This is a genomic window from Pseudomonas sp. LBUM1658, from assembly GCF_059716055.1.
This window is the reverse complement of the sequence record NZ_CP166798.1, coordinates 5309835-5331274: the sequence shown is the minus strand read 5'-3', so window position 1 is coordinate 5331274 and position 21440 is coordinate 5309835. Positions and strand designations below refer to the sequence as shown.

Genomic DNA, 21440 nt, shown 5'->3' with positions numbered 1-21440 from the left:
CTTAAACACCCCTCCCGATCTCGTTCTTAATTCGCACCAACAGGGTTTGAATTAAATCATAATGTTTGGACATCTGGCCGTTCAGTTTCGCGTGTTCAATAGGCTTGGCATTACGGATAGATGCCTCTATGAGCCTTTCCATAGAAGAAAACTTAGCTATCGCACTCTGCATCACTATTTGATCTTCCGCAGTAAGCAAAGAGTTCGAAGTCCTAATTGAAACTAAGAATTTTTTCAAGCTGGCATACCTATCCGGCAAGAAACTTAAGTTATCAGAGCGGTGCATTCTCTTGATTTCCTCCATGACAGCAAGCGCTGTTGCGAAATCTGCTACCGTTTCGCTTCTGCGTATATCCTCCCTCATGCTCTCGACCGCTGCAGTTGCTTGCTCGGAGGCTGCCTTAGAATTAAGAACAGTTCTAATTGTGAAATAAAAGCCAATTAAAGATATGAGAAGCCCAATCAAGCCAGCATAATCACCAACACGATACTGCTCTAATATTTTATTAAACTCCATTAGCACACCGCATCCCTCTTTACTATGTTGGCGCCGGGAAACTTAGTCATCAGGTGCCCGTACAACATGATGGCACCCTAATCGATGTCTGCCTAGATCAGACCGGTCAAAATGCAGTTTCGCAGCACCCAAACCTTTCAATTTTTCACCCACCGCTGGTGAAATTCACCCGTAAATCTGCGGACGGAATATCAGAGGGTTATCTGGTGAAACGGAGGAAACTCCGCACAGGCTGGTTCGAGGTTAAGAGCCATTCCCGTGCCACCTCGCTGTAAGCGGCTAAATATTCAAAATATCACTGGCATGAAATAGCCGCCCGTGGCGGCTGATGTCACGCTGACGGGGACTTACAGAGTCAGCTCCCTCTTGATGCGGTACACGGTTGCAATACCCACGTCTGCAATCTTGGCGACTTCTTCCACGGTGTTGCCGTTCCGCTTAAGCAACCCAGCTACCTTGTCCCACTTTGCTTGATTACGCCCCTTGCCTGTAGGCTTCCACTCCGGCTCAGCCGCACGCTTGTTTTCCAGACCTTGCCGAATTCGCTGTACCCGCTTCTCTTGATCGAGGCGGGCCATTGTCGCCATCAGGTCGAGCAACATGCTGTTGATGACTTCCATGATTTGGCCTGTGATGCCCTTGTCCTCGACCATCATATGACTGGTCGGTAGGTCGGCCACAACTAGGCGAAGTCCTTTCGCCTTAATGGTTGCCTTGAGAGTGTCCCAGTCGGCTTGTGACAGGCGACTCAGGCGGTCTACAGACTCCACCAATAGCACTTCACCCTTCTTGGCATTGTCCAGCAGGCGCATCAGTTCAGGGCGCATCAGTTTGGTGCCACTGATGTTCTCGGCGTACACACCTGTGATGTGCAACCCCTTATCAGCAGCGAACGATTCCAAGGCGACTTTCGCACGGAGGGCATCCTGATCCTTGGTCGATGCACGCAGGTACAGATGAGTGTTCATGACCATGTCCTTTGCTCTTGAATTCGATAGACCTATGATAATTCAGCTTGAATACTATCAGTTAGCTATATTTTCAAGCTATACGATAGAGTCGATAGACGGTTATCGAACTACCAGACTTGTCTAGCTAAACGAGAGTGGTCGCTGGCGCTCCCACGTTGAAATCCACGCAATGGGCAGGGGAATCGGAGTAGGTTTTACAGGAAACTGGTTATTGGGAGAGAATCAGCGGTTTGTTAGGTATTTGGGCCTATTCTGTCGATTATGGCAGTACTGTAAAACTAAGATGGCTTGAAAGCATTGACTTATAACCTTCTGCTAAATTAGCCTCTTTTCACTGTCTGTCATTACTGATAATACTATGAATTACCCCAGAGGTTTTCGGAGGTTTCGAGGGGGTTTTGAGGGGGTTATCAAAGACAGATGTGACAAAGCCCCCAGTTGGCTAGACCGAAGGCTTGGCTTGCTTATCAGCTGTTCAGCAGGGCGACGATGATACGGGGATCATTGGGTTTGTTGGTGCCGTTGCAATACCGTTGGATCAAGGCGTCTGTTGCCTCATCATTACTCTGCTCAGTGACGTAGACCGAACCATTAAGAGTGTTGTATGAAGCGTAGAGGCCGTTTGGCTGAAGCCACAGCAGCGGAGAAACAATCTCGTATCGGTTGTGGAAGCGGAATCCACCTTTGCACACTGAGGTCACTTTGAGGACGCCATGTTCTTCCAGTTTGGTCAGAAAGCGTTGCACTGTGGAAAGGCTGGCGTTGGCGCCATACGCGATGGCCTCTTGGGTGATGAAGCCAGCATCGGCATACCGTTCTGCAAAATCGCACTCAGTCTTGAGGATGCTCCAGATTAGTTTCTGAGCTGGGGAGAACCGGATGGGCTCGCCTGTCTTGGGTGAAGTCCAGACAAGGGCAGTGTAGAAAGATTGAGGAACCAGATAGAGATCGTCAGGCTCTTCGCCTGTACAGTCTTCAAGGTAGTCGCGGATCGGAAGGGCGATGGCCTTCGATTCGACATCAAACTGGGGAGCTGGGGCCACGAATGTGGAGACGGCCTTGATGGTGGTGTTATTGCTCTTGGAATTACGGATACGGGTTTGCATTTTTGTTTCTCCTGTCTGTTTGTCGTTGGCGTCCTCGTTAGGGTTAGCCTTCGTGACCTTGATTGGTCTGACCGTTGTTGGTCGTGAATCGGTTTGTGTTGCCAGCAAGCTGACTCGGGGAGCTATTAGCGTTCCACGCGCTCTTGGGCACCTATTTAAAATGGTGAAGCTGCACACACTAAAAACGCTACAGCCCTTACGGGCCGTGGCTTGTAGCCTGATTTGGTACTATTAAACATCAGCGATTACATCACCCAACCCACGTGTTGTAGTTTTTGTTGTGAATCAGAAAGGTGCGCAATCAAAACCAGTGTTCATCGGTATCGAGACAACAGGCCCAGGCACTGATGCCAAGTCGTCCAGCCATGATGTCGCTGGCGCTGCTGGCGCTGCTGGCGCTGATCGCAAGAGCGCTGCCTTCCATTCGGCCAACGTTGTGACGTGAGCCCTTGCACCACCACGGGCGCCGCCTTGAGCATAATAACTAAGCAGCGTCTTGGGATCGTAACGGATGGCGCCGTCTGGGTTGTGCTCGTAGGTTACGTACAGGTGCTGGGTATTCTCTGCAATCAGCATCTCCAAAGAATCCTTCATCACTGCCAACGGCTTGCCGTGGAGGACATCGAAGATGATTTGGGCATGATGTTCAGTGAACAGCTTGGCCTCGGATTGGGTCACAAGGGCTTCTCCAAGAGCGTATGCATACACTTCCAGTTCTGGCCGATACTGGCTCATCCGTTGTAGCTCTCGCAGCATCACAAGCTCCACAATCACTGGTTCATATTCGTTGTACTCGCCAACATCCTTGCCGCTGATCGCGCTCTTAACGTGTTGCAATTCCTTGGTGGCAAGGTCGTACAGCTTACCCAGCGATGGCAAGGCCGCGACGTGGACTGGGTTGGATGGATCGTATTTGCCTGTGATCCAGTTCAGCAGTTTGAACCGTTGAGTCGGCTGAATCTTGCACGCCTTGACGACCGACAGAAACAGATCGGTGCCAATGTACTTGATGGCCTGCTTGGCAGCTTGGGACACAGTGGTGTTGTAAGGGTCGATTGCGTATTTGGGATTCAGGTTCTGGCGATTGATCGAACGGCCTTCGCCAAAATGTCGGGTTCCGTGGCGTCTGTTCATCGCCTTGGGGGCAACGACTAGGTTATCTGCACAGTACAGCCCCAGACGCTGTAAGCCCTTCACAGGTGCGATGTGCGACAGTTCATAATCGGAGCTGGCACTGTAACCACAGAATTTCATCCGTAGCGTGTAGACCTCGTACAAGGCACACATGGACTCGAATGTAGGCTCGCCCAACACCTCGTATGTCATTGCTCTAATGCACTCACTGCCAATCTGACGGGCGAAAGCGCTGTTGGCTGCCTTAACGGCTGGATCAACTCGGGTCTTGACGGTGGCGGTTCGACGTTGGCACTTGACGGTGCAGTAGACTTTGGCCAGTAGCTTGGTTCTGAAACGCTTACTGCAAACAGGACATGTCTTCTGTTTTACGCTCTGGATACTCGCTTGCATTGAATGCTCCCGCTGGGCAACTGGTTGATGGGGCTGGCGCTCGACTAGCGAAACGGCAGGTGCTTGAACAGAACGGCTTAAAGCTCTTGCTCGTAAACTGGGTGCCGCACAGACGGCAACTACAAATCATTTTTTTCATTTCGTTACTCCGGTAGTTGGGACAGCAGCCTTCTTGATTGCTCGGGAGTGCCGCATGTAACAAGTGGGGCCGCATGTGCGGTTGACGCTTACACGTCTGGTCTTCACTTCTGCACCGCAAATGATGCAGTTCGATACGACGATTGTCATAATTACTGTACTCATGAGTTTGTTAATTTAATAAATCGTAGACAATAAAAAAGACCAGTTTTTGGCTGGCCTTAGTTTGAAACGATATGGAACTGGCACTATTTCCTCCAGTTATGGAACCATTGTCTCATTGATTTGCTGTATTGCAAGTTTGAACTATAGATTTGCACCACTCTGCAACACATAGTGTGTAACAGGATATTACATGCTTAGAACCGCTCTGTACGTGAAAAGCAGTGGGTGATGGCCCTACTCGGTTCTCAGATTTCGCACACGGTTGCGTCACAGCACCCCTTCAAACCGATAACGATGGGAGTTTGGATATCGCAGCCAGCTTCTGTGCCGCGCTCGCCCCCTGACTGTACACGTCGAATGTCACTGTCCCAGTCTCATGCCCAACCAGCTCAGCTATCAGCGTACCTTGGACTTCAGCCCTTACGAGCTGAGTGATGACGGTTTTACGGATGGAGTGGAACACGTGCTGGGGTCCGAAACCTTGTGTCTCCTTGAGCCTGCCAAATGCCTTGGACAGTGCGTCCGACCTGATGCCGTACTTATTCTTACAGTCAGACGGCACCAGATACTCACCCTTGGAGTTCTCAACCAGACGATCAACGAGAGTTGACAGGGCAGGGTGTACAGGTACGACGCGGATGCCGGCAGCAGTCTTGCTATCCACAATATCGAAGCTTTGGACGCCATCAGGCTTTATGACATGTTCGGCTTTCAGTTGGCATAGCTCTTCGATCCGGGCACCGGTATAGGTGCCAAGAAGGATCAGGTCTGCTAATACGTTGTGACCCTCTGCAAGCGCCGCATTATGCAGCTTGCTGATGTCATCCAATTTGAAGTCCTTCCTCTGGCCATCGGCCTTGGCTTTGCCCCTTACCTGCGGTAGTTCGTGATTCTCGAAGGGGTTTGCCCGATCCTTAAAATCCTCTCGCCAGCGAGGGTCGTGCCTCATTGCCCACTTCCAGAACACGTTACCGGCCAACAGGTATTGTGTGAGTGTCTTACTCGCCAACTTGAGGGAGTCCAACCACGCAGAGACGGCATCAAAGTCGAGACCTCGTTCCTCCTTTTTCAAGAACGTGGAAAGCTTCTCCAGCTTTGATTCCTGTTGGTCGATAGTCTTAAGAGCGACACTGCGAGCTTCCCGGTACTCGCGGAATACTGTCAGTCGGGCTTTCGTGATTGGTGATTTCGGTTTGTGGGCTTTTGGATCGATCAAGATATTTTGCATTTCTGTTGCTTCGGCTGGCGACAGTTCCTGTACTGATGCGAATACTTCGCCAAACGTTTCGAGTAGCATCCTGTGGGCTAAGTCATGCAAAGAGAGTTCACCTTCGAGACCTTGCATAGAGTAAACGCGGTCTGCTTCTGCTCGTCGCCGTCTTCCATTTTCGGAGTCGTCGAAAACGAACTGGTGCAGCCCTTGGATATCCGCTGGGTCGTACAGCGGTACGTCCTTCACTTCACCAAGCACCAAATCTGTCTTGAGTTGGCGAAGAATCTGGGCAAATGATTGAGTAGATGTCGAAATTTGCTCCTTCCATCCGTCACCACGATTCGTTCGATTATCCCGTGCAGCTTGAATTTGTGCTTTCCAAGCCGCAAGGACGGGAAGCCGTCGATTCATGGCCTCAGACCGCAGTCCAGTTTTCAAGGAGTGAATCAAAACCTTTTTCCCGCCAATTGCTTTCTGAACATCGACAGGGACTGCCAGTCGCACGTACCAAGTGGATTCACCTTTTTTCTGGATCAGATTGTCAGCCATTGGCACGCCGTGGGGTAGGGTAGTGATACAGTCGATTGTACTACTCAATTGTACTACTAATCGAGCTGCAGCCCCTTATATGCGGCGTTTGTTGGGTGTTTTTGTCGTTTCTGGTGAGTCCCTATCTCTCCGCCATATTTAAAAGCCCCGAGCGCTTATAGCCCTCGGGGCTTTTTTTCGTCTGGTGAGTATGGGGTACCTGTTCCATTCCCTTGCGGCCTCTATCTCACTGCGGACTCAGGGTGTAGCTGTAGTGCACCTCTCTGGTATCCGGCTTCACCAGCCAGTAGTCATCCTGGTCTTTCTTGAGTCGATAAATCGCTAGGGAACTGGCAATTAAGCGATATAAGGGGAGGTGATCGTCCGCTTTTTAAACGCAGAAACCGAGGGTGGTCTATAACGTGTGGGAGCTATTCATCGCCAGGATTACCGACGTCTTCAGGGATGAAACACTGATCGGTCTGGAGCTGGTTTTCGAGGATTACCATGGATCTCAAGGAAACCGACATCCTCGGTTCAAGCATTGACCAACATTGGTATTACTGTTCAAAAGCCGCGGCAACGACTCGTCTGCTGGGTGATGCGCCATTCGACAAGATTCTCGACGTAGGCGCCGGTTCCGGGTTCTTTACCCATCATCTGCTGACCCATACACCCGCCACCGAGGCCTGGTGCGTGGACATCAGCTATGGGGCGGATTCGGATGCCACGACCGCTGGTAAACCGGTGCACTACCGCCGTTCGATCGAATCGGTGGATGCCGATCTGGTGCTGTTGATGGATGTGCTGGAGCATGTCGATGACGATATTGGATTGCTCAAGACTTACGTCGACAAAGTCCCGTCCGGGAGCCGTTTTCTGATGACGGTGCCTGCATTCCAGTTCCTTTGGAGCGGACACGATGACTTTCTCGAACACAAACGTCGCTACACGTTGTCGCAACTGGAGACGCTGGCCAAAGACGCAGGTTTGACGGTTCAGCAGGGCGCTTACTACTTCGCTCTGGTATTCCCGATAGCGGCCACCCTGCGACTACTGCCCAAAGGTGCGCAACCTTCGCCACCACGCTCGCAACTCAAGTGGCATCATCCGTTGGTCAACATGCTTTTGAAGACTTTGTGCAGCATCGAGCTTCCCTTCATGGGCGCTAACCGTCTGGCTGGTTTGACGGTGTTTTGCCTGGCGCAGAAGCCGTGACCTCACCCCGCGAGACGGGCGCCGACAAGTCGGCATTGGTCAAGCGTGCCCTGCGTTTTGCCGTGACGGGGGTTTTCGTCACAGCCCTACATGCACTGGTCGCGGTCCTTTTCATCAACTACGTGCTGCCGCTACCGCCCTTGGCCAACGGCGTGGCGTTCGCGGTTGCGACCGTGGTTTCCTACCTGGTGAACACCTCCTGGAGCTTTTCCAGCCGATTGCATGGACGAACGCTTGTGCGCTTTCTGATGGTGTCGGGTGCCGGTTTCCTGCTGGCGATACTGATTGCCTGGGCCGCGCAAATGGCCGGGCTTCATTACCTGCTGGGGATCGGGGCGGTGGCGCTGACCATCCCGGCATTCACCTTTGTGTTGCATAACTTCTGGACGTATCGATGAAGGATTAGGGCAAGCATCCGGCGGTTACCGCCTCGCATTCCCCCAATTCTCGGTACCGAAGACGGCGCAACCGTCAGCAACTTCGCCAGTGTGCTCTGGCGAATACGTCTGACGGCTTTGCCGTGGGCTGAATCCACCCGGGATTTTGCAATCTGGCACGCAGGCGCCTTGTCGAAAATTGTTTGACATATTTTATTTGTGATCACATATTTAGCCCATAAGAACGACAACACAGGTTTGACTCATGACAGATGGTCCGATTCCTCTCCCCACGTTGCGCCATGTTTCCCGCGATACCTTGCAGGAACAAGTCTATCGGCAGATCCGTGAAGCCCTGATGAGCGGCCGCTTTCAGCCTGGCCAGAAGTTGACCATTCGCGGTCTGGCCGAAGCCCTGGGTTCCAGCCCCATGCCGGTGCGCGAAGCGCTGCAGCGGCTGAGCGCCGAGAATGCCTTTGAAGTCACTGAAACTTCCCGTCTGCGGGTACGCATGATGACGGTCGAGCGGTTGCGCGAGATACGTGATGCGCGGGTGGCGCTGGAAGGTCTATTGGCCGAAAAGGCCGTGCTGCTTCTCGATAAGGCCGATCTGGCGGAAATCTCCGACCTTTGCCAGCAAATGCAAAAGGCTGCCGATCAGGTCGATGTTTCTCGTTACCTGTGGACCAACTTTGCCTTTCACCGGCGGATTTACGCGGTCGCTCAAGCCGAGCTGACGATGGCTGCCGTAGAGAATTTCTGGTTGCACATGGGGCCCTGTTTTGCCCTGGTCGCCCCGGACAAGGCGCATCTGCAGCGCTCGATGGAGGCGCATACGCGCATTGTCGACGCCCTGACAGCGCGCGACGGGGCGGCAGCGCGAGCAGCGGTCACCGATGACATCATGCAGGCCGCCGACTCCCTGTCGCGCCTGCTCGTCAAGAGCGACCGTTCGCGGTCGTCTGTCTCAGGAGGTAAAAGCGCATGAGTGTCTTGCAGCGGTTGCAACCCTATCCGGATTTACGCGTATTGATTACCGGCGGGGCTGCGGGTATCGGAGAAGTGCTGGCGGCGGCCTACATTGAAGCCGGCGCCAGGGTGCATGTCTGCGATGTCAGTGAGTCGGCGTTGGCGGCTTTTCGGGATCGTTATCCAGGCAGCGTGGCGACCCGCGCCGACGTTGCCGATGCGGCGCAGATCGAGGCGGTGTTCAAGGTCCAGCGCGAGCAGTTCGGTGGGCTCGACGTACTGGTCAACAACGCCGGGATCGCCGGGCCGACCGGTGGCATCGATTCGATCAGCGATGAGGACTGGCAGCGCACCATCGACATCAATCTGACCGCGCAATACCGCTTTGCCCATCACGCGGTCCCGCTGTTGCGCGAGTCGGCCCATGCCCACCTGCTGCATATCGCTTCGGTTGCCGGGCGCCTTGGTTATGCCTGGCGTACGCCGTATGCCGCGACCAAATGGGCGATTGTCGGCTTGATGAAGTCCCTGGCCTCGGAGCTGGGCGAGAGTGATATTCGGGTCAATGCCTTGCTGCCTGGCATCGTCGAAGGCCCGCGGATGGACAGCGTGATCCGTGCCCGCGCCGAGCAAGTCGGCGTGCCTGAAGCCGAGATGCGCCAGGAGTACCTGAAGAAGATTTCCCTCAAACGCATGGTCACTGCCGAGGATGTCGCGGCCATGGCGTTGTTCCTCTGTTCGCCGGCGGCGCGCAACGTGACCGGCCAGGCGATCAGCGTCGATGGCAACGTCGAGTACTTGTAACTGACCCGCCTGGATCAACGGCGGTAGTTCCAGAAGATTGCACTCACTGAAGTAACCAGGATTTTTTTCAATAAGAATAAAAGTCGGAGAATAGTCATGTCCAAAAATCGTCCAGTCATCATTACCTGTGCTGTTACGGGGGCCATTCACACGCCTTCGATGTCGCCCCATTTGCCGGTCACTGCACGGGAAATCGCCGAGGCGGCCATTGGTGCCGCCGAAGCGGGAGCCGCCATCGTGCACTTGCACGCCCGGGACCCTGAAGATGGCCGCCCGAGCCAGGACCCGGAGTTGTTCCGTCAGTTTCTGCCGCAGATCAAGGCTGCCAGTGATGTGGTGATCAACCTCACCACCGGCGGAGCGCCGACCATGGGCGTCGAAGAGCGTTTGCAGCCGGTGCTGGAGTTCAAGCCGGAGTTGGCGTCGTTGAACATGGGTTCGATGAACTTCGGTCTGTATGAAATGCTCAACCGCTTTACTGAGTTCAAACACGACTGGGAGCGCCCGTATCTGGAGGAGAGCGACGACCGGATCTTCCGTAACACCTTCCGTGACATCGCGCATATCCTCAATGCGTGCGCCGAGAACCGCACCCGTTTCGAAATCGAGTGCTACGACATCGGCCATCTGTACACCGCTGCGCACTTCCTGGAGCGTGGGCTGCTCAAGCCGCCACTGTTCATACAGTCGGTGTTCGGCCTGCGCGGCGGCATCGGTGGCCATCCCGAAGACCTGGCACATATGCGCCGTACCGCCGACCGGCTGTTCGGTGAAGATTACGTGTGGTCGATCCTGGGTGCGGGACGCAATCAGATTCCGTTGGCGACCATGGGCCTGGCGATGGGCAGCAACGCTCGAGTCGGGCTGGAGGATTCACTCTGGGACGGCCCTGGCAAGCTGGCCGCGTCGAATGCCGATCAGGTCCGGCGCATCCGCAGCGTCATCGAAGCCCTCGGCGGACGTGTCGCCACCCCTGACGAAGCCCGTGAAATGCTCGGGCTCAAAGGGCGCGATCAGGTCGCGTTCTAAGTCTGTTCATCACCGCAGCTGGTCGCTCACGTGCGGCCAGCCTTCATCCCGCACAAAAACAAAAAAGGGATATCACGATGGGAAATGAAATCGTCACAGACCTCAAGACCTCACTGGGCGCAGGCCCGGCGCGGGAGGTCGACCAGAAGACCGTTCCGGTGGCACCCACCTCGCTCGACGGGAGGTTTGCAGCATGAGCACTACAGTATCGTCCAAGCCCCGCGACCAGCGGACGCTGAATAAACTGATGTTCCTCAAGTTGATGCCGCTGCTGATCGCAGCCTATGTGCTGAGCTTTCTCGATCGAACCAACATCGCACTGGCTAAACATCATCTGGATATCGATCTGGGTATTTCCGCGGCGGCTTACGGGCTGGGCGCGGGGCTGTTTTTTCTGACGTATGCGCTGTCGGAAATTCCCAGCAATCTGATCATGCACAAGGTCGGCGCGCGCTTCTGGATCGCGCGGATCATGGTCACCTGGGGATTGCTCTCGGCGGCCATGGCGTTCGTTCAAGGCGAGACTTCGTTCTACGTGTTACGCCTGCTGTTGGGCATTGCCGAGGCGGGTTTGTTTCCAGGGGTCATGTTGTACCTGACCTATTGGTTCGGGCGTGAGCAGCGTGCGCGTGCCACCGGTTATTTCCTGCTGGGCGTGTGCTTCGCCAACATCATCGGCGGGCCGCTTGGCGCGACGCTGATGGAGATGGACGGGATGCTCGGCTGGCGCGGCTGGCAGTGGATGTTCCTGCTCGAAGGCCTGCCAGCGGTGCTGTTCGCCTGGGTGGTCTGGCGCAAATTGCCCGACCGTCCCGCCAAGGCGCCATGGCTGAGTGCGGAAGAAGCCAGGGGCATCGAGCAGCGCCTGGCGGCCGAGGCCGAGGAGGGCGCGGGTCACCACGGAAACTCGCTCAAACAGTGCTTCACTGCGCAGATTCTGTTGGCGATCTTTGTCTACTTCTGTCACCAGATCACGGTCTACACGGTGATCTTTTTCCTGCCGAGCATCATTGGCAAATACGGTGACTTGAGTTCGATGAGCGTCGGCTTGCTGACCTCGCTGCCGTGGATCGCCGCAGCGATTGGCGCTGTCATGTTGCCACGCCTGGCGAACAACCCGCGGCGAGCCCGGCACTTGTTGGTAACCGGCCTGTTGACCATGGCGCTGGGCCTGGGGATCGCGGCGGTGTCGGGACCGGTGTTCAGTTTGCTGGGGTTCTGCCTGGCGGCACTGATGTTTTTCGTGGTCCAGTCGATCATCTTTTTGTACCCGGCTTCACGGCTCAAGGGTGTGGCACTGGCCGGCGGCCTGGGCTTCGTCAACTCCTGCGGATTGCTGGGCGGCTTCGTCGGTCCGTCGGTGATGGGCGCGATCGAGATGAGTACCGGCAATGCGATGAATGGCTTGAAGGTGATCGCAGTGGTGCTGGTGGTTGCCGCACTGGCGGCGTTGCGTTTGCGTCAGGGGCAGGAGAGCACTGGCCCTCTGGCCAGCCGGTCTTCCCCCGAGTCTCGCCCATCACCTGCACGAGGTACTGGTGCTGGCGGTTGAGGACGGTATTTGCGCTTCATCGTTGATGATCCGAAAGCTGCTCCCATAAGGGGGCAGCTTCGTTTCTGGGCAAAGGCCTTGACCCTCCCTAAACTGTGAGCAGTCTTGGGGACTGAGGGCAACAGATGAACCGTAACGAACTGCGCAAGGCCGACATCAATCTGATGGTGGTGTTCGAAACACTGATGCTCGAGCGCAATGTGACGCGGGTCGCGGAGAAGCTGTTTCTCGGGCAGCCCACCATCAGCTCGGCGCTCAACCGCCTGCGCGCGATGTTCAACGATCCGCTGTTTATCCGGGTCGGGCATCGCATGGAGCCGACGGCAAGGGCCGAGGAGATCATTCGGCATCTCTCGCCGGCGCTGGACTCGCTGTCGGCCGCCTTGAGCCTGACCCACGATTTCGACCCCACCAGCAGCACCATGACCTTTCGCATCGGTCTGTCGGATGATGTGGAGTTCGGCTTGCTGCCGCCGTTGTTGCGGGCGCTGCGCCAGGAGGCGCCGCAGGTAGTGTTCGTCGTCCAGCACGTCGATTACTGGCGGATCCCGGACTTGCTGGCATCTGGCGACATCACCGTCGGCATCAGCCAGACCCGCGGCCTGCCAGCCAATGCCAAACGTAAATTGCTCCGGCATATTCAGCCCAGCGTGTTGCGTGCGGACGCGTCTGACACCCCGTTGACCCTCGATGAATACTGCTCACGGCCCCATGTGCTGGTTTCCCACACCGCCAATGTCAGTGGTTTCGCTGATGAGTGGCTGGCGGAAATCGGCCGTAAGCGCCAGGTGGTGCTCTCGGTGCCGCAATACAGTTCCTTGCCGGCATTGCTCGCTGGCACCGACATGATCGCCAGCCTGCCGGATTACGCCGCCGCGGCCATGGCGGCGTCCGGCCAGTTGTTCAATGAGCCGTTCCCGTTCAAGACGCCAACCCTGGATCTGTCGATGGTCTGGCTGAGCCACGTCGACAGCGACCCCGCCGAGCGCTGGTTACGCTCGCGACTGGAAGCGTTTATGGGTGAGCGGGAAGCGGCACATTTCAAGCCGCTTTGAAACCAGAGCCATGGGCGGCTCTGTGCTATATCTACAGCCTTACCTTCAAGCCATCAGGAGCACTGTCATGCCTCACTTGCATATGGAATACACCCCCAATCTGCCAGAACTGGATGCCGACAAGGCATTGTTGCGACTCAACCTTGCGTTGGTGGCTTCAGGGCAGTTTGCGGCGGAGTTCGATATCAAGAGCCGAGCAGTGCAGGTGGGGGCATTTCGCGTCGGTACCGGACTGGGCGAGCGAGCGTTCGTGCATGTGAAGCTGGCGCTGCTGAGCGGGCGCTCGGCCGAGACCAAGCGGCAATTGTCGCAAAGCCTGTTGGCAGTGCTTCAGGACCTGTGTGAATGGCCGGCCAACGTCGAAGTGCAGTTGTGCGCGGAGATTCTGGACATTGACCGGGAGTCCTACACCAAGACGGCTATCGGGTTTTGATGCGTCTGTAGGAGCGAGCTCGCTCGCGATGGACGTTAACGATAACGCGTGTTTTCTGAGTAAACGCGCCGCCTTTGAGTCCATCGCGAGCAAGCTCGCTCCTACAGAGATAGCGCAATACCTGTGGGAGCGAGCCTGCCCGCGATGGCGGTATCAGGGCTCACGCCGATTTCCCCGCGGACAATGCCTTTTCAATCAGAACGGTTTGGTCGGCAGGTACTTGCCATCCAGAGTGATCACCGCACGGGAACCGCCGTCCGGGTCTTCGACTTTCTTGATGTCCAGTTTGAAGTTGATGGCGCTGATGATGCCATCGCCGAACTGCTCATGGACCAAGGCTTTTAGCGTCGAACCGTAGACCTGCAGCATTTCATAGAAGCGGTAGACGGTCGGATCGGTCGGAATGCCGCCCTGGATACTGCCGCGCAATGGCACGCTTTGCAGCAGGCGGCTGGCGTCCTGATCCAGGCCGAGTTTGTCGCAGACTACATCGGCGGCTTCCGCCGGCAGTGGGTGTTGGCCGAGCAGGGCGGCGGTGACGAAGGCCAGGCTCAGGCCGGTGCCGTCGGTCAGGTCCTGCCACGACAGGTTCTTGCGGGCCTTGGCGTCGATGATGGTGTCGGCCAGGGCCAGGCGTGGAGCTTGAGCAAACTGGGATTGCAGCATGGTGATTTCCTCTTGGGTGACGTACGAAAAGTCGCTTCAACAATGTGGGTCAGGCGGCGTGTGGCAATTTGCTGGACTGGGCACAGGTCTTCGGATGTTCGCTGAGCGAGACGAAGGCCTGGCTGGTACCGTCCAGCGCGACGATGCCGCCGCTTTCAATGTCGTAGACCCAGCCGTGCAGGTTCAGTCGACCTTGCTCCAGGGCCAGAGCTACTGAAGGATGAGTCTTGAGGTTGGCCAGTTGGGCGATGACGTTTTCCCGTACCAGCGAATCCAGTCGGTCTTCAGCCGATGCGTGAGTCCGGGAGGCGTTGATCACCTTGGCCGACTCGGCATGGCGCAGCCAGTTGGCCACCGCCGGCAGATGATCGAGACATTTGCAGGTGGAAATGGCGGTCATCGCGCCGCAATCGGAATGGCCGCAGATCACGATGTCGCTGACGCCGAGCACGGCGACCGCATATTCCACCGTGGCCGACACGCCACCCGGCTCCGGACCGTAGGACGGCACTATGTTGCCGGCGTTGCGGATCACGAACATGTCACCGGGTTCCTGCTGGGTCAGCAGTTCCGGGACTACACGGCTGTCGGAACAGGTGACGAACAAAGTGCCCGGGCTCTGGCGGGTAGCCAATTGCTTGAACAGTTCGCTGCGCTCCGGAAAAGCCTCACGCTGGAACTTGAGAAAGCCGTCGATGATGTCTTGCATGGTGATTCTCCTTGCGTCGCTGATGGGGCAAGGATGAAATTTTTCAGCTATAGGGTCCAAGACCGGTTTATTATTGTCGCCATAAGCCCTTCCTATAGTGAGCGGCCATGCTGTTACGTCATATTCGTTACCTGCTCGCCGTTGCCGAGCATCGCAACTTCACCAGAGCCGCCGAAGCTCTGCATGTGTCGCAGCCGACGCTGTCGCAGCAGATCAAGCAATTGGAGGACTCCCTTGGCGCGCCGTTGTTCGACCGTTCGGGACGTTGCGTGCGCCTGACCGATGCCGGTGAGGCCTATGTGCGTTATGCACGGCAGGCCTTGCAGGATCTGCAGGCGGCCAAGCGAGCGATGCATGACGTGCAGAACCTGAGTCGCGGTTCGTTACGCCTGGCCATGACCCCGACCTTCACCACCTATCTGATCGGCCCGCTGCTGACCCGCTTCAACAGCCTTTACCCGGCGATCACCCTGAGCGTCGAAGAAATGACTCAGGACCGAATTGAAGCGGCGCTGGCGGAAGACCGACTGGATATCGGCATCGGTTTTTACGGTGAACATCTGGCCGATATCGAATCCCAGGCACTGTTCGCCGAAACCCTGAGCCTGGTGGTGAGTGATACCCATCCGGGGTTTGTCGGGCAGCAGTCATTGAGTGCTCACGAGCTGGGCGAGCAGGCGCTGGTCTTGCTCAGCAGCGACTTCGCCACCCGCCAGCACATCGACCGCTACTGTCGCGAACAAAACATCGCGCCACGCATCGTTATGGAAGCCAACTCCATCAGCGCGATCATCGAGATCGTACGCCGCAGCCACTTGGCGACCATCCTCCCGCAATCCGTTGCCCGCGAGCAGACGGGCTTGCAGGCGCTGGAACTCGAACCGGCACTGCTACAACGCACCGTGGCATTGCTCAGTCGCAAGGGCGCTTACCGAAGTACGGCGTGTGGGGCCTTTGTCGAGTTGGTCGAACAGCGGGGGAATGTTTAGTCATATTCGGCTGGTTAAAAGAGAACCGACGGATCGGTATGCGTTATGACAAATGGGTGAAAAGCTATGGTGCAATGGTCTCATCTGCTGACGGATGGAGGCGGTTGACCGGGCCTGATACATCAGTTTGTTGAAGCAAAACCTCAAGACGACGTAGCCACAGGTGCTTTGTCTGATCATACATTTGCACGCCACCGACGCGCTTGAACGATCAAGGCTGGCGCAAAGTGCAACATGACCATTCGCACCAGATGATGAGACAGGATGAATACAACGTTCAGCCCACCACTGAACGCGACGATGGCGATGGTCTCGATGGCGCCAGGCATATACGCCATCCATAACGACAAGGGATCATTGCCCAGAACCCGTCCGGCCACCCCGGCAAACGCCGCTGCGATCAGCAACATCAGCGCTACAGAAATCAGCCCGGCCCGTCCGTGGCGAACAAGCTCCGCCAGGGTGATTTCCTTGAATTTCGATCCAATCAGCACACCGAGGATGATTGCGGCGCAATCGACACTCCATTTCGGCATGTTGAATGCCTGGAGATAGCCCATCTTGATATAGACGCCGGTGGCGACGATCGCTGTGAGCATGAACGGTGCAGGGACACCGACGCCCAACAATAAGCGGCCGAGCAAAATGCACAGGACAATCAGCGACAGCAGTGTCAGTAGTGTGCTCATAACCAGCGGGCTGCTCTCGCCAGGCACCACGTCGGTAGGCCCGGGAATGCAAAAACTGACCAGCACGGTGATCGACAGCAGTCGGACCAGGTGCACCACGATGACCTTGCTGGACGCACGCTCGGACTCCAGTAAATCGAACACCGCGGCGAGTGCGCCGGGGTAGACGGCCAACAGGGAATCTTTCAGGTTCCATCCCGAGACTCTGAACAGCCAGAAACCGGCCATGGCGATCTGCGCCATCGAGCACAGCATTAGGAAGCCAAGGCTGGGCAACATGGCGGCCACCATCTGGCTGTCCCACGACTCGAACATCAGGCCGGTGGCGATGCCCAACACGATTTGCACGTAGCCAAGGCCGAAGCGCAACGTGGGAGAAAAACGCACGTTGCTGACAATTACCGCGGTCGCGAGTATCGAGCCAAGCAACAGACCATGGGGGACACCGGCATATTGCAGCGCGGTGCCGACCACGGTGGCAATCAACAAACACAATAAGGTTTTCATGGTTTCTCAGGTGCCTAATGCGCGAAGATTTTTGTATATGATTTCCGCCTGCATCTGCAGGACATCGATATTGCTGACGGCGTAGAACACACCTGCGGTGGGTGCGCCGATCGCGAAGATATTGGAAAGCCCCTGTTTGTTGATAACCCGGCAGTCGTCATAGCGCACATCGATCCCGCCATATTGGTGCCGGATGCACATTCCGGATGCCGCGAGGTTCTTGTATAGCGTGCCTTCCACCGCATCGCCTGCACCGGTCGCATTGACCAGATTGGAAAAGGAGCATTCGAAATCGCGCCCCCGCGCGAGGAACCGATCCCTTGTAACGCTGACATCGACCAATCCGGTTCTACAGACCAGCCGCCCGGAGCGGATATGTTGGTGGATCTTGATCCAGTTCTCCTTGGGAATCGGCACTCGCAGCTGCCGCCAGGCGCTCCTGAATCTCCCGACGAAAACATTTCTTTCGCGCTCGGATAACAGGTTCCAGATCATCGGCACGATCAGATTGGTCGACGAGAACACCGAGTAGATTGCCTCTCGGGCAACCGAGGCCTGGGTGTGATCGCGCATCAAGTCCTTGATGTTGACGTTGATGCCTTGCGCGCCCAATTCCTCGTCGAACATCGCCTGCACTGTTTTTAGTGCTGAGCCACTGCCGCGCAGTCGTTGCTTGAGATTATTCTCATTCAGCACCTTGAGCGGGCGCGGATGATAGTGCTCGCTGTAGTTGGGGATCTTGCTGCTGCGGGTCAGCATCGTTACGTGGTTGTCATGATTGGCGTCGAGCAAGGTAAGTGCCGCATCGATAGCCGATAACTGATTGCCAAGCACGCCAATACTGTCCGAACGGATATCAGCAAGGTTTGTAGTCGGATAAGGATTGTTGATATAGCCTTGGATGCCCTTGAGCCGATAGATATCGGTCGGCTCGGCGTTGCCAGTTGCCAACACCACGGCGTTGTATCCCGCACGCTCGCCAGTGGCTGTTTTCAGGGAATAGCAACTCCGTTCCGCTGTCATTCCAATCACCCGCTCGCAGTAATGCTGGATGGATGTGTACTTGCGCAGAGACGATTTCAGTGTCTCTTCAATAAAATTGCCGAACACCGGCCTTGGCTGATAGGCATTGGCTTGTGTTACGCGACACTCATGCAACCATTGTTTGAAGTCGCCGTGTTCTCGCAGATACATCAGATTGGCAGGGCGGTTGACCAAGTTGCTAAGGATATCCTGTTGATAAGCCTGACCGGATCCGGTACTACCGGTTGTATCGTACACGTCAACTTTCAGCTTCGGCGTCAGGTGTTTCAATCGCTCCACTATAATTGCACCGCTGTAACCCATCCCAATAACTGCTACCTTTCCCATATCTATCCTTAGACCGGTTTTTCCATATGGCGCGATAACGCCTGATTTGCGTCGTCATGTCAGATCATGGCGCGCGACAATACGCAGGTTGACGAGGGTGACCGTTAGCCAGCATCTAACGAAAGGAAAACGCGGGTGACGGTTGCCTTTCGTTTTCTTTTAATAGAACGGGAGGCATTCGGCTATTCCCATATAAATGTGTCCCTGACCCAGTTATCGAGTTGTGCGAGATTATCGCTGACGGCTATTTCGCTATTGCCCTCGACAATGGCGGAGACGATTTCACCATTGGTCATCGTCATCCCGGAATAGTTTGTGCCCTTTTTCGCCGTGACCGAGCAATAGCGAATGAAAGGCAAATCGATGTGTTCCGGAAACTCGATCAACTTGCCTGTGCGAGGCGGAATGTTAAGCTGCCCAAGCAGGCGTCGTGGTTTGATCAGCTCCTTGAACGATGCTGCTTTCCCGCCCCGCTCGGCGTCAATCAGTGTTAAGCGCGGATTCACGCCGTATGCTTCAGTCAATTCCTGGTTGACGCTGCAACCGCCAAGACGGCAGGCTATTTCGCAGACGATCAGGTTCTCGCCGTCCAGAAAAATCTCGAGATGAAACAGCATCGTGCCGAGTCGGAACAGCGCGCGCTCAACAATGCTTCTGGTTAGCTCCACGCATTTTTCGTGAAGCGGGTTGCTTTCGGACAACATCTGGAAACCGAGACTTTGCCCATCCAGAAAATCAAGGCAAGTCACCGTTGAGCGCACAGGCGAAATAATCACCGGCTTGCCGTCAATATAGAGTCCATTGACGTTCAATAAAGGCGCGTCGATGTATTTTTCAACCATCAGGTTGTGCAGGGTTGTGCTGTTCTGTTCTTGCAGATACCCAAGTAGATCAGGTTTATCGCGCAGCACACGTACGCCACCCGATCCGCGGCCGTCACGGGGCTTCACCACCACCGGATAACCATACTGCTCAACGAAGTCGTTGATCTCGCAAGCGGACCGGATCACCGACATGGGATTGATGCGGATGCCATGTTCCGCCAGTTTTTGCTTCATCAGGAATTTATCCCGATAAAGCAAGGTCATCTCTTCATAGCGCGTCACCGAGCCACTGAGACGGTCTTTGATTCGCGCAACTCTCAATAGATCGACTTCCGCTAGCGCGATAATGGTGTTTGTGCCAAGTTTTTTTGCGGCGGCCAATGCATCCAGTTCGACGACGGCCGAGTCGTTGAAGTTTGTATAGAGCCGGAACGCAGCGGACATGGCGGAAAATTGTTTTGTCAGCAAATCCTTGGCAGACAGGTCGCTATAAATTAGGGAGTTGTTTCCCAGCACGCTTAGCCATTCATCTTCCGAGTGCTGAAGTAGAATTTTTGCAGGTGCAAATAAAATCACAGGATTCAAGAGAAGTCCCCGGTTTTAGGCAGATTTCAATCGGAATGCCAAGTGTGCAATCAGGTGATAGTTTCAAGCGAATCACCCGCGTGCGGCTTACTTGGCACACGTAATACATGGTCTTGCAGGTACCTCCAATAAGAGGGGTTTTAGTTTTTTTATTTCTAGAGTTTTAGTCGTTGGTTGCTCAAGGTAACGCCGGTAACGCATTTAAAATTTTCGATTTGTTGTGGCATATGACCCTCTGTCAATGAAATTAGCAGGAATTTTCGGGCGTCGGGTGATGTTGTCTTTTATAACCTCATACTAAGATCGCCGCACCTACCAAATTTGGTAGGTGCGATTGGCGCATTTAATGCTTGCTTGAGTTGTTTTCGTGGTTGCCAGGCTTAGGTGAAAGTTCGGCCGTGACTAACATGCCTGGTTCATGTTCTCTATTGAGTCTGCATTTCTAATGCGGCTTTAAGATCCGCATATCTATTCGTTTCGTGAAGTTTTGGATGAGGTACTTTGCTGAGAATTTACATATGCTACCCGGCCTTGATCATTCATTCGGCGAGGTTATGGGCGGCGAAGTTACAAGTGGGAGAAAAAACATTTTAGTACTCGTGGGTATTCTTAGTCTGGGCGTATGAATGATAGGTGCGGTTTTGGTTATATGTGTCCTTTGGCTATTGCATATGCTACAGCTTGTACTCTATTGCCTGCACCCATTTTGCTTTGTATTTTTTTCTGATGGAAGTTTATTGTGTCAATTGTTAGGTTCAGGATAATTGCAATTTCCTCAGAGGTTTTTCCATCAGCGGTCCAGCGCAGTATTTCTTTTTCTCTAGTTGATAAAGTGATGCTTTCGCTTATGTGTGTTTTATTGTTGATGTCATACAATTTCGCTTGTAGGATGTTGGCGAGAGATTTTATTTTGGGTGTCAGATCCTTTAATTCCTCTGAGGATATTTCTACCTCTCTCCTTGCTAGAGAGAAAAGCTCTACTGCCCCGAAGCGTTTTGTTGTTGGTTGAGTTAATCCGATACATAATCCAGACTCCATCGCATCAGACATTAGGTTCGGGGTTTCTTTAAAAAGATCGGTGTTCCAGCATAAAACTTCATCAAGCATCTTGCTGTAGTGGATGCGCGGGTCTGCTAATGCATGATTCATTTTTCTATATCTGAAAATCCATTGTGCAGGGTAGTTGCTGTAGATGTCATATTCCGGTTTCATAAAAGGTGTAGGTTTGAAAGTTTCATATGCAAAAAATTCAAAATTCAGCTCTTTTGTAAGTTTTATTGATCTCGTGAGTAAAACATCCAGGCTTTTGACCTCTGAGAAGGCTTCTTCGTATTGTTTTTCCCATCCTAATGATGTGCTGGTATTCATCGGGGGTTTGCCTTTTTTAATTGTTTGTTGTCTGTGTGGCGCCTGACAGGATTTGGCTGGTATGCGATACGTTTTTTCCGGTCTTAGCTCGCTCTTAATGATCGGTCTAAACGATAAATATTTGGGTCGG

General features: G+C 54.7%; 20 protein-coding genes. 9 read left to right on the top strand and 11 right to left on the bottom strand.

Features of this window, described 5'->3' with window-relative positions; all coding sequences use genetic code 11:
• Position 1: 1 nt before the first annotated feature.
• The 5 genes from ACA064_RS24530 to ACA064_RS24510 form a co-directional block, all read right to left on the bottom strand.
• Positions 2 to 517, bottom strand: coding sequence for a hypothetical protein (locus tag ACA064_RS24530; protein WP_497670440.1), 516 nt, complete (start codon positions 515 to 517; stop codon positions 2 to 4).
• A 347-nt stretch (positions 518 to 864) separates the two neighbouring features.
• A complete protein-coding gene (locus tag ACA064_RS24525) occupies positions 865 to 1485 on the bottom strand; it encodes a recombinase family protein (protein ID WP_497670439.1) in 621 nt (206 codons plus the stop codon).
• 470 nt (positions 1486 to 1955) lie between these two features.
• Positions 1956 to 2594, bottom strand: coding sequence for a hypothetical protein (locus tag ACA064_RS24520; RefSeq protein ID WP_497670438.1), 639 nt, complete (start codon positions 2592 to 2594; stop codon positions 1956 to 1958).
• Positions 2595 to 2879: 285 nt separating this feature from the next.
• On the bottom strand, positions 2880 to 4121 hold the full coding sequence (locus ACA064_RS24515) for a hypothetical protein (protein ID WP_497670437.1): 1242 nt from the start codon (positions 4119 to 4121) through the stop codon (positions 2880 to 2882).
• 583 nt (positions 4122 to 4704) lie between these two features.
• The gene (locus tag ACA064_RS24510) at positions 4705 to 6186 is read right to left on the bottom strand and encodes a tyrosine-type recombinase/integrase (RefSeq protein WP_497670436.1); all 1482 of its coding nucleotides are present in this window, start codon (positions 6184 to 6186) and stop codon (positions 4705 to 4707) included.
• A gap of 486 nt (positions 6187 to 6672) precedes the next feature.
• On the opposite strand from ACA064_RS24510, the gene ACA064_RS24505 reads away from it, so the two are divergent.
• The 8 genes from ACA064_RS24505 (at position 6673) to ACA064_RS24470 (ending at position 13602) form a co-directional block, all read left to right on the top strand.
• Positions 6673 to 7383, top strand: coding sequence for a class I SAM-dependent methyltransferase (locus ACA064_RS24505; RefSeq protein WP_497670435.1), 711 nt, complete (start codon positions 6673 to 6675; stop codon positions 7381 to 7383).
• A complete protein-coding gene (locus tag ACA064_RS24500; RefSeq protein ID WP_497670434.1) occupies positions 7380 to 7781 on the top strand; it encodes a GtrA family protein in 402 nt (133 codons plus the stop codon). Before ACA064_RS24505 ends, ACA064_RS24500 begins: the two co-directional genes overlap by 4 nt.
• 244 nt (positions 7782 to 8025) lie before the next feature.
• On the top strand, positions 8026 to 8748 hold the full coding sequence (locus tag ACA064_RS24495; protein ID WP_497670433.1) for a GntR family transcriptional regulator: 723 nt from the start codon (positions 8026 to 8028) through the stop codon (positions 8746 to 8748).
• The gene (locus ACA064_RS24490; protein WP_497670432.1) at positions 8745 to 9533 is read left to right on the top strand and encodes an SDR family oxidoreductase; all 789 of its coding nucleotides are present in this window, start codon (positions 8745 to 8747) and stop codon (positions 9531 to 9533) included. The genes ACA064_RS24495 and ACA064_RS24490 overlap by 4 nt, the downstream gene beginning before the upstream one ends.
• A 96-nt stretch (positions 9534 to 9629) precedes the next feature.
• Positions 9630 to 10562: a 3,5-dioxohexanoate:acetyl-CoA acetone transferase gene (gene kce / locus ACA064_RS24485; RefSeq protein ID WP_497670431.1), complete on the top strand. Its 933-nt coding sequence runs from the start codon at positions 9630 to 9632 to the stop codon at positions 10560 to 10562.
• Positions 10563 to 10755: 193 nt separating this feature from the next.
• The gene (locus ACA064_RS24480; RefSeq protein WP_497670430.1) at positions 10756 to 12114 is read left to right on the top strand and encodes an MFS transporter; all 1359 of its coding nucleotides are present in this window, start codon (positions 10756 to 10758) and stop codon (positions 12112 to 12114) included.
• 125 nt (positions 12115 to 12239) lie between these two features.
• Positions 12240 to 13169 carry a LysR substrate-binding domain-containing protein gene (locus ACA064_RS24475; RefSeq protein WP_497670429.1) on the top strand — a complete coding sequence of 310 codons (930 nt, stop codon included), beginning with the start codon at positions 12240 to 12242 and terminating at the stop codon, positions 13167 to 13169.
• 67 nt (positions 13170 to 13236) lie between these two features.
• Positions 13237 to 13602: a 5-carboxymethyl-2-hydroxymuconate Delta-isomerase gene (locus ACA064_RS24470; RefSeq protein WP_497670428.1), complete on the top strand. Its 366-nt coding sequence runs from the start codon at positions 13237 to 13239 to the stop codon at positions 13600 to 13602.
• 195 nt (positions 13603 to 13797) lie between these two features.
• On the opposite strand, the gene cynS is transcribed toward ACA064_RS24470, so the two are convergent.
• Together cynS and ACA064_RS24460 are read right to left on the bottom strand one after the other, a co-directional pair.
• A complete protein-coding gene (cynS, locus tag ACA064_RS24465; RefSeq protein WP_497670427.1) occupies positions 13798 to 14268 on the bottom strand; it encodes a cyanase in 471 nt (156 codons plus the stop codon).
• A gap of 49 nt (positions 14269 to 14317) precedes the next feature.
• Complete coding sequence (locus tag ACA064_RS24460) at positions 14318 to 14977, bottom strand: carbonic anhydrase (RefSeq protein WP_497670426.1); 660 nt, start codon at positions 14975 to 14977, stop codon at positions 14318 to 14320.
• Positions 14978 to 15084: 107 nt separating this feature from the next.
• On the opposite strand from ACA064_RS24460, the gene cynR reads away from it, so the two are divergent.
• Positions 15085 to 15966 (top strand): transcriptional regulator CynR, encoded by an 882-nt coding sequence (gene cynR, locus ACA064_RS24455; protein ID WP_497670425.1) that lies wholly within the window; start codon positions 15085 to 15087, stop codon positions 15964 to 15966.
• Between the two features lie 176 nt (positions 15967 to 16142).
• Here the strand turns inward: cynR and ACA064_RS24450 are convergent, their stop codons facing one another.
• From ACA064_RS24450 to ACA064_RS24435, 4 genes are all read right to left on the bottom strand, one after another.
• Positions 16143 to 17162, bottom strand: a complete 1020-nt coding sequence (locus ACA064_RS24450) for an AbrB family transcriptional regulator (RefSeq protein WP_497670424.1) — start codon at positions 17160 to 17162, stop codon at positions 16143 to 16145.
• Positions 17163 to 17168: 6 nt separating this feature from the next.
• The gene (locus tag ACA064_RS24445) at positions 17169 to 18533 is read right to left on the bottom strand and encodes an FAD/NAD(P)-binding protein (RefSeq protein WP_497670423.1); all 1365 of its coding nucleotides are present in this window, start codon (positions 18531 to 18533) and stop codon (positions 17169 to 17171) included.
• Between the two features lie 182 nt (positions 18534 to 18715).
• Positions 18716 to 19933, bottom strand: coding sequence for an ATP-grasp domain-containing protein (locus ACA064_RS24440; protein WP_497674320.1), 1218 nt, complete (start codon positions 19931 to 19933; stop codon positions 18716 to 18718).
• 654 nt (positions 19934 to 20587) lie between these two features.
• Complete coding sequence (locus ACA064_RS24435) at positions 20588 to 21310, bottom strand: autoinducer binding domain-containing protein (protein ID WP_497670422.1); 723 nt, start codon at positions 21308 to 21310, stop codon at positions 20588 to 20590.
• Positions 21311 to 21440 lie beyond the last annotated feature (130 nt).

What these genes read in the sequence shown, in the direction of transcription:
- ACA064_RS24530 (WP_497670440.1), bottom strand. Translation starts at nt 517, where the DNA reads ATGGAGTTTAATAAAATATTAGAGCAGTATCGTGTTGGTGATTATGCT.
- ACA064_RS24520 (WP_497670438.1), bottom strand. Translation starts at nt 2,594, where the DNA reads ATGCAAACCCGTATCCGTAATTCCAAGAGCAATAACACCACCATCAAG.
- ACA064_RS24480 (WP_497670430.1), top strand. Translation starts at nt 10,756, where the DNA reads ATGAGCACTACAGTATCGTCCAAGCCCCGCGACCAGCGGACGCTGAAT.
- ACA064_RS24510 (WP_497670436.1), bottom strand. Translation starts at nt 6,186, where the DNA reads ATGGCTGACAATCTGATCCAGAAAAAAGGTGAATCCACTTGGTACGTG.
- ACA064_RS24445 (WP_497670423.1), bottom strand. Translation starts at nt 18,533, where the DNA reads ATGGGAAAGGTAGCAGTTATTGGGATGGGTTACAGCGGTGCAATTATA.
- ACA064_RS24450 (WP_497670424.1), bottom strand. Translation starts at nt 17,162, where the DNA reads ATGAAAACCTTATTGTGTTTGTTGATTGCCACCGTGGTCGGCACCGCG.
- ACA064_RS24525 (WP_497670439.1), bottom strand. Translation starts at nt 1,485, where the DNA reads ATGAACACTCATCTGTACCTGCGTGCATCGACCAAGGATCAGGATGCC.
- ACA064_RS24495 (WP_497670433.1), top strand. Translation starts at nt 8,026, where the DNA reads ATGACAGATGGTCCGATTCCTCTCCCCACGTTGCGCCATGTTTCCCGC.
- ACA064_RS24470 (WP_497670428.1), top strand. Translation starts at nt 13,237, where the DNA reads ATGCCTCACTTGCATATGGAATACACCCCCAATCTGCCAGAACTGGAT.
- ACA064_RS24490 (WP_497670432.1), top strand. Translation starts at nt 8,745, where the DNA reads ATGAGTGTCTTGCAGCGGTTGCAACCCTATCCGGATTTACGCGTATTG.
- cynR (WP_497670425.1), top strand. Translation starts at nt 15,085, where the DNA reads ATGCTGTTACGTCATATTCGTTACCTGCTCGCCGTTGCCGAGCATCGC.
- ACA064_RS24435 (WP_497670422.1), bottom strand. Translation starts at nt 21,310, where the DNA reads ATGAATACCAGCACATCATTAGGATGGGAAAAACAATACGAAGAAGCC.
- cynS (WP_497670427.1), bottom strand. Translation starts at nt 14,268, where the DNA reads ATGCTGCAATCCCAGTTTGCTCAAGCTCCACGCCTGGCCCTGGCCGAC.
- kce (WP_497670431.1), top strand. Translation starts at nt 9,630, where the DNA reads ATGTCCAAAAATCGTCCAGTCATCATTACCTGTGCTGTTACGGGGGCC.
- ACA064_RS24460 (WP_497670426.1), bottom strand. Translation starts at nt 14,977, where the DNA reads ATGCAAGACATCATCGACGGCTTTCTCAAGTTCCAGCGTGAGGCTTTT.
- ACA064_RS24475 (WP_497670429.1), top strand. Translation starts at nt 12,240, where the DNA reads ATGAACCGTAACGAACTGCGCAAGGCCGACATCAATCTGATGGTGGTG.
- ACA064_RS24505 (WP_497670435.1), top strand. Translation starts at nt 6,673, where the DNA reads ATGGATCTCAAGGAAACCGACATCCTCGGTTCAAGCATTGACCAACAT.
- ACA064_RS24515 (WP_497670437.1), bottom strand. Translation starts at nt 4,121, where the DNA reads ATGCAAGCGAGTATCCAGAGCGTAAAACAGAAGACATGTCCTGTTTGC.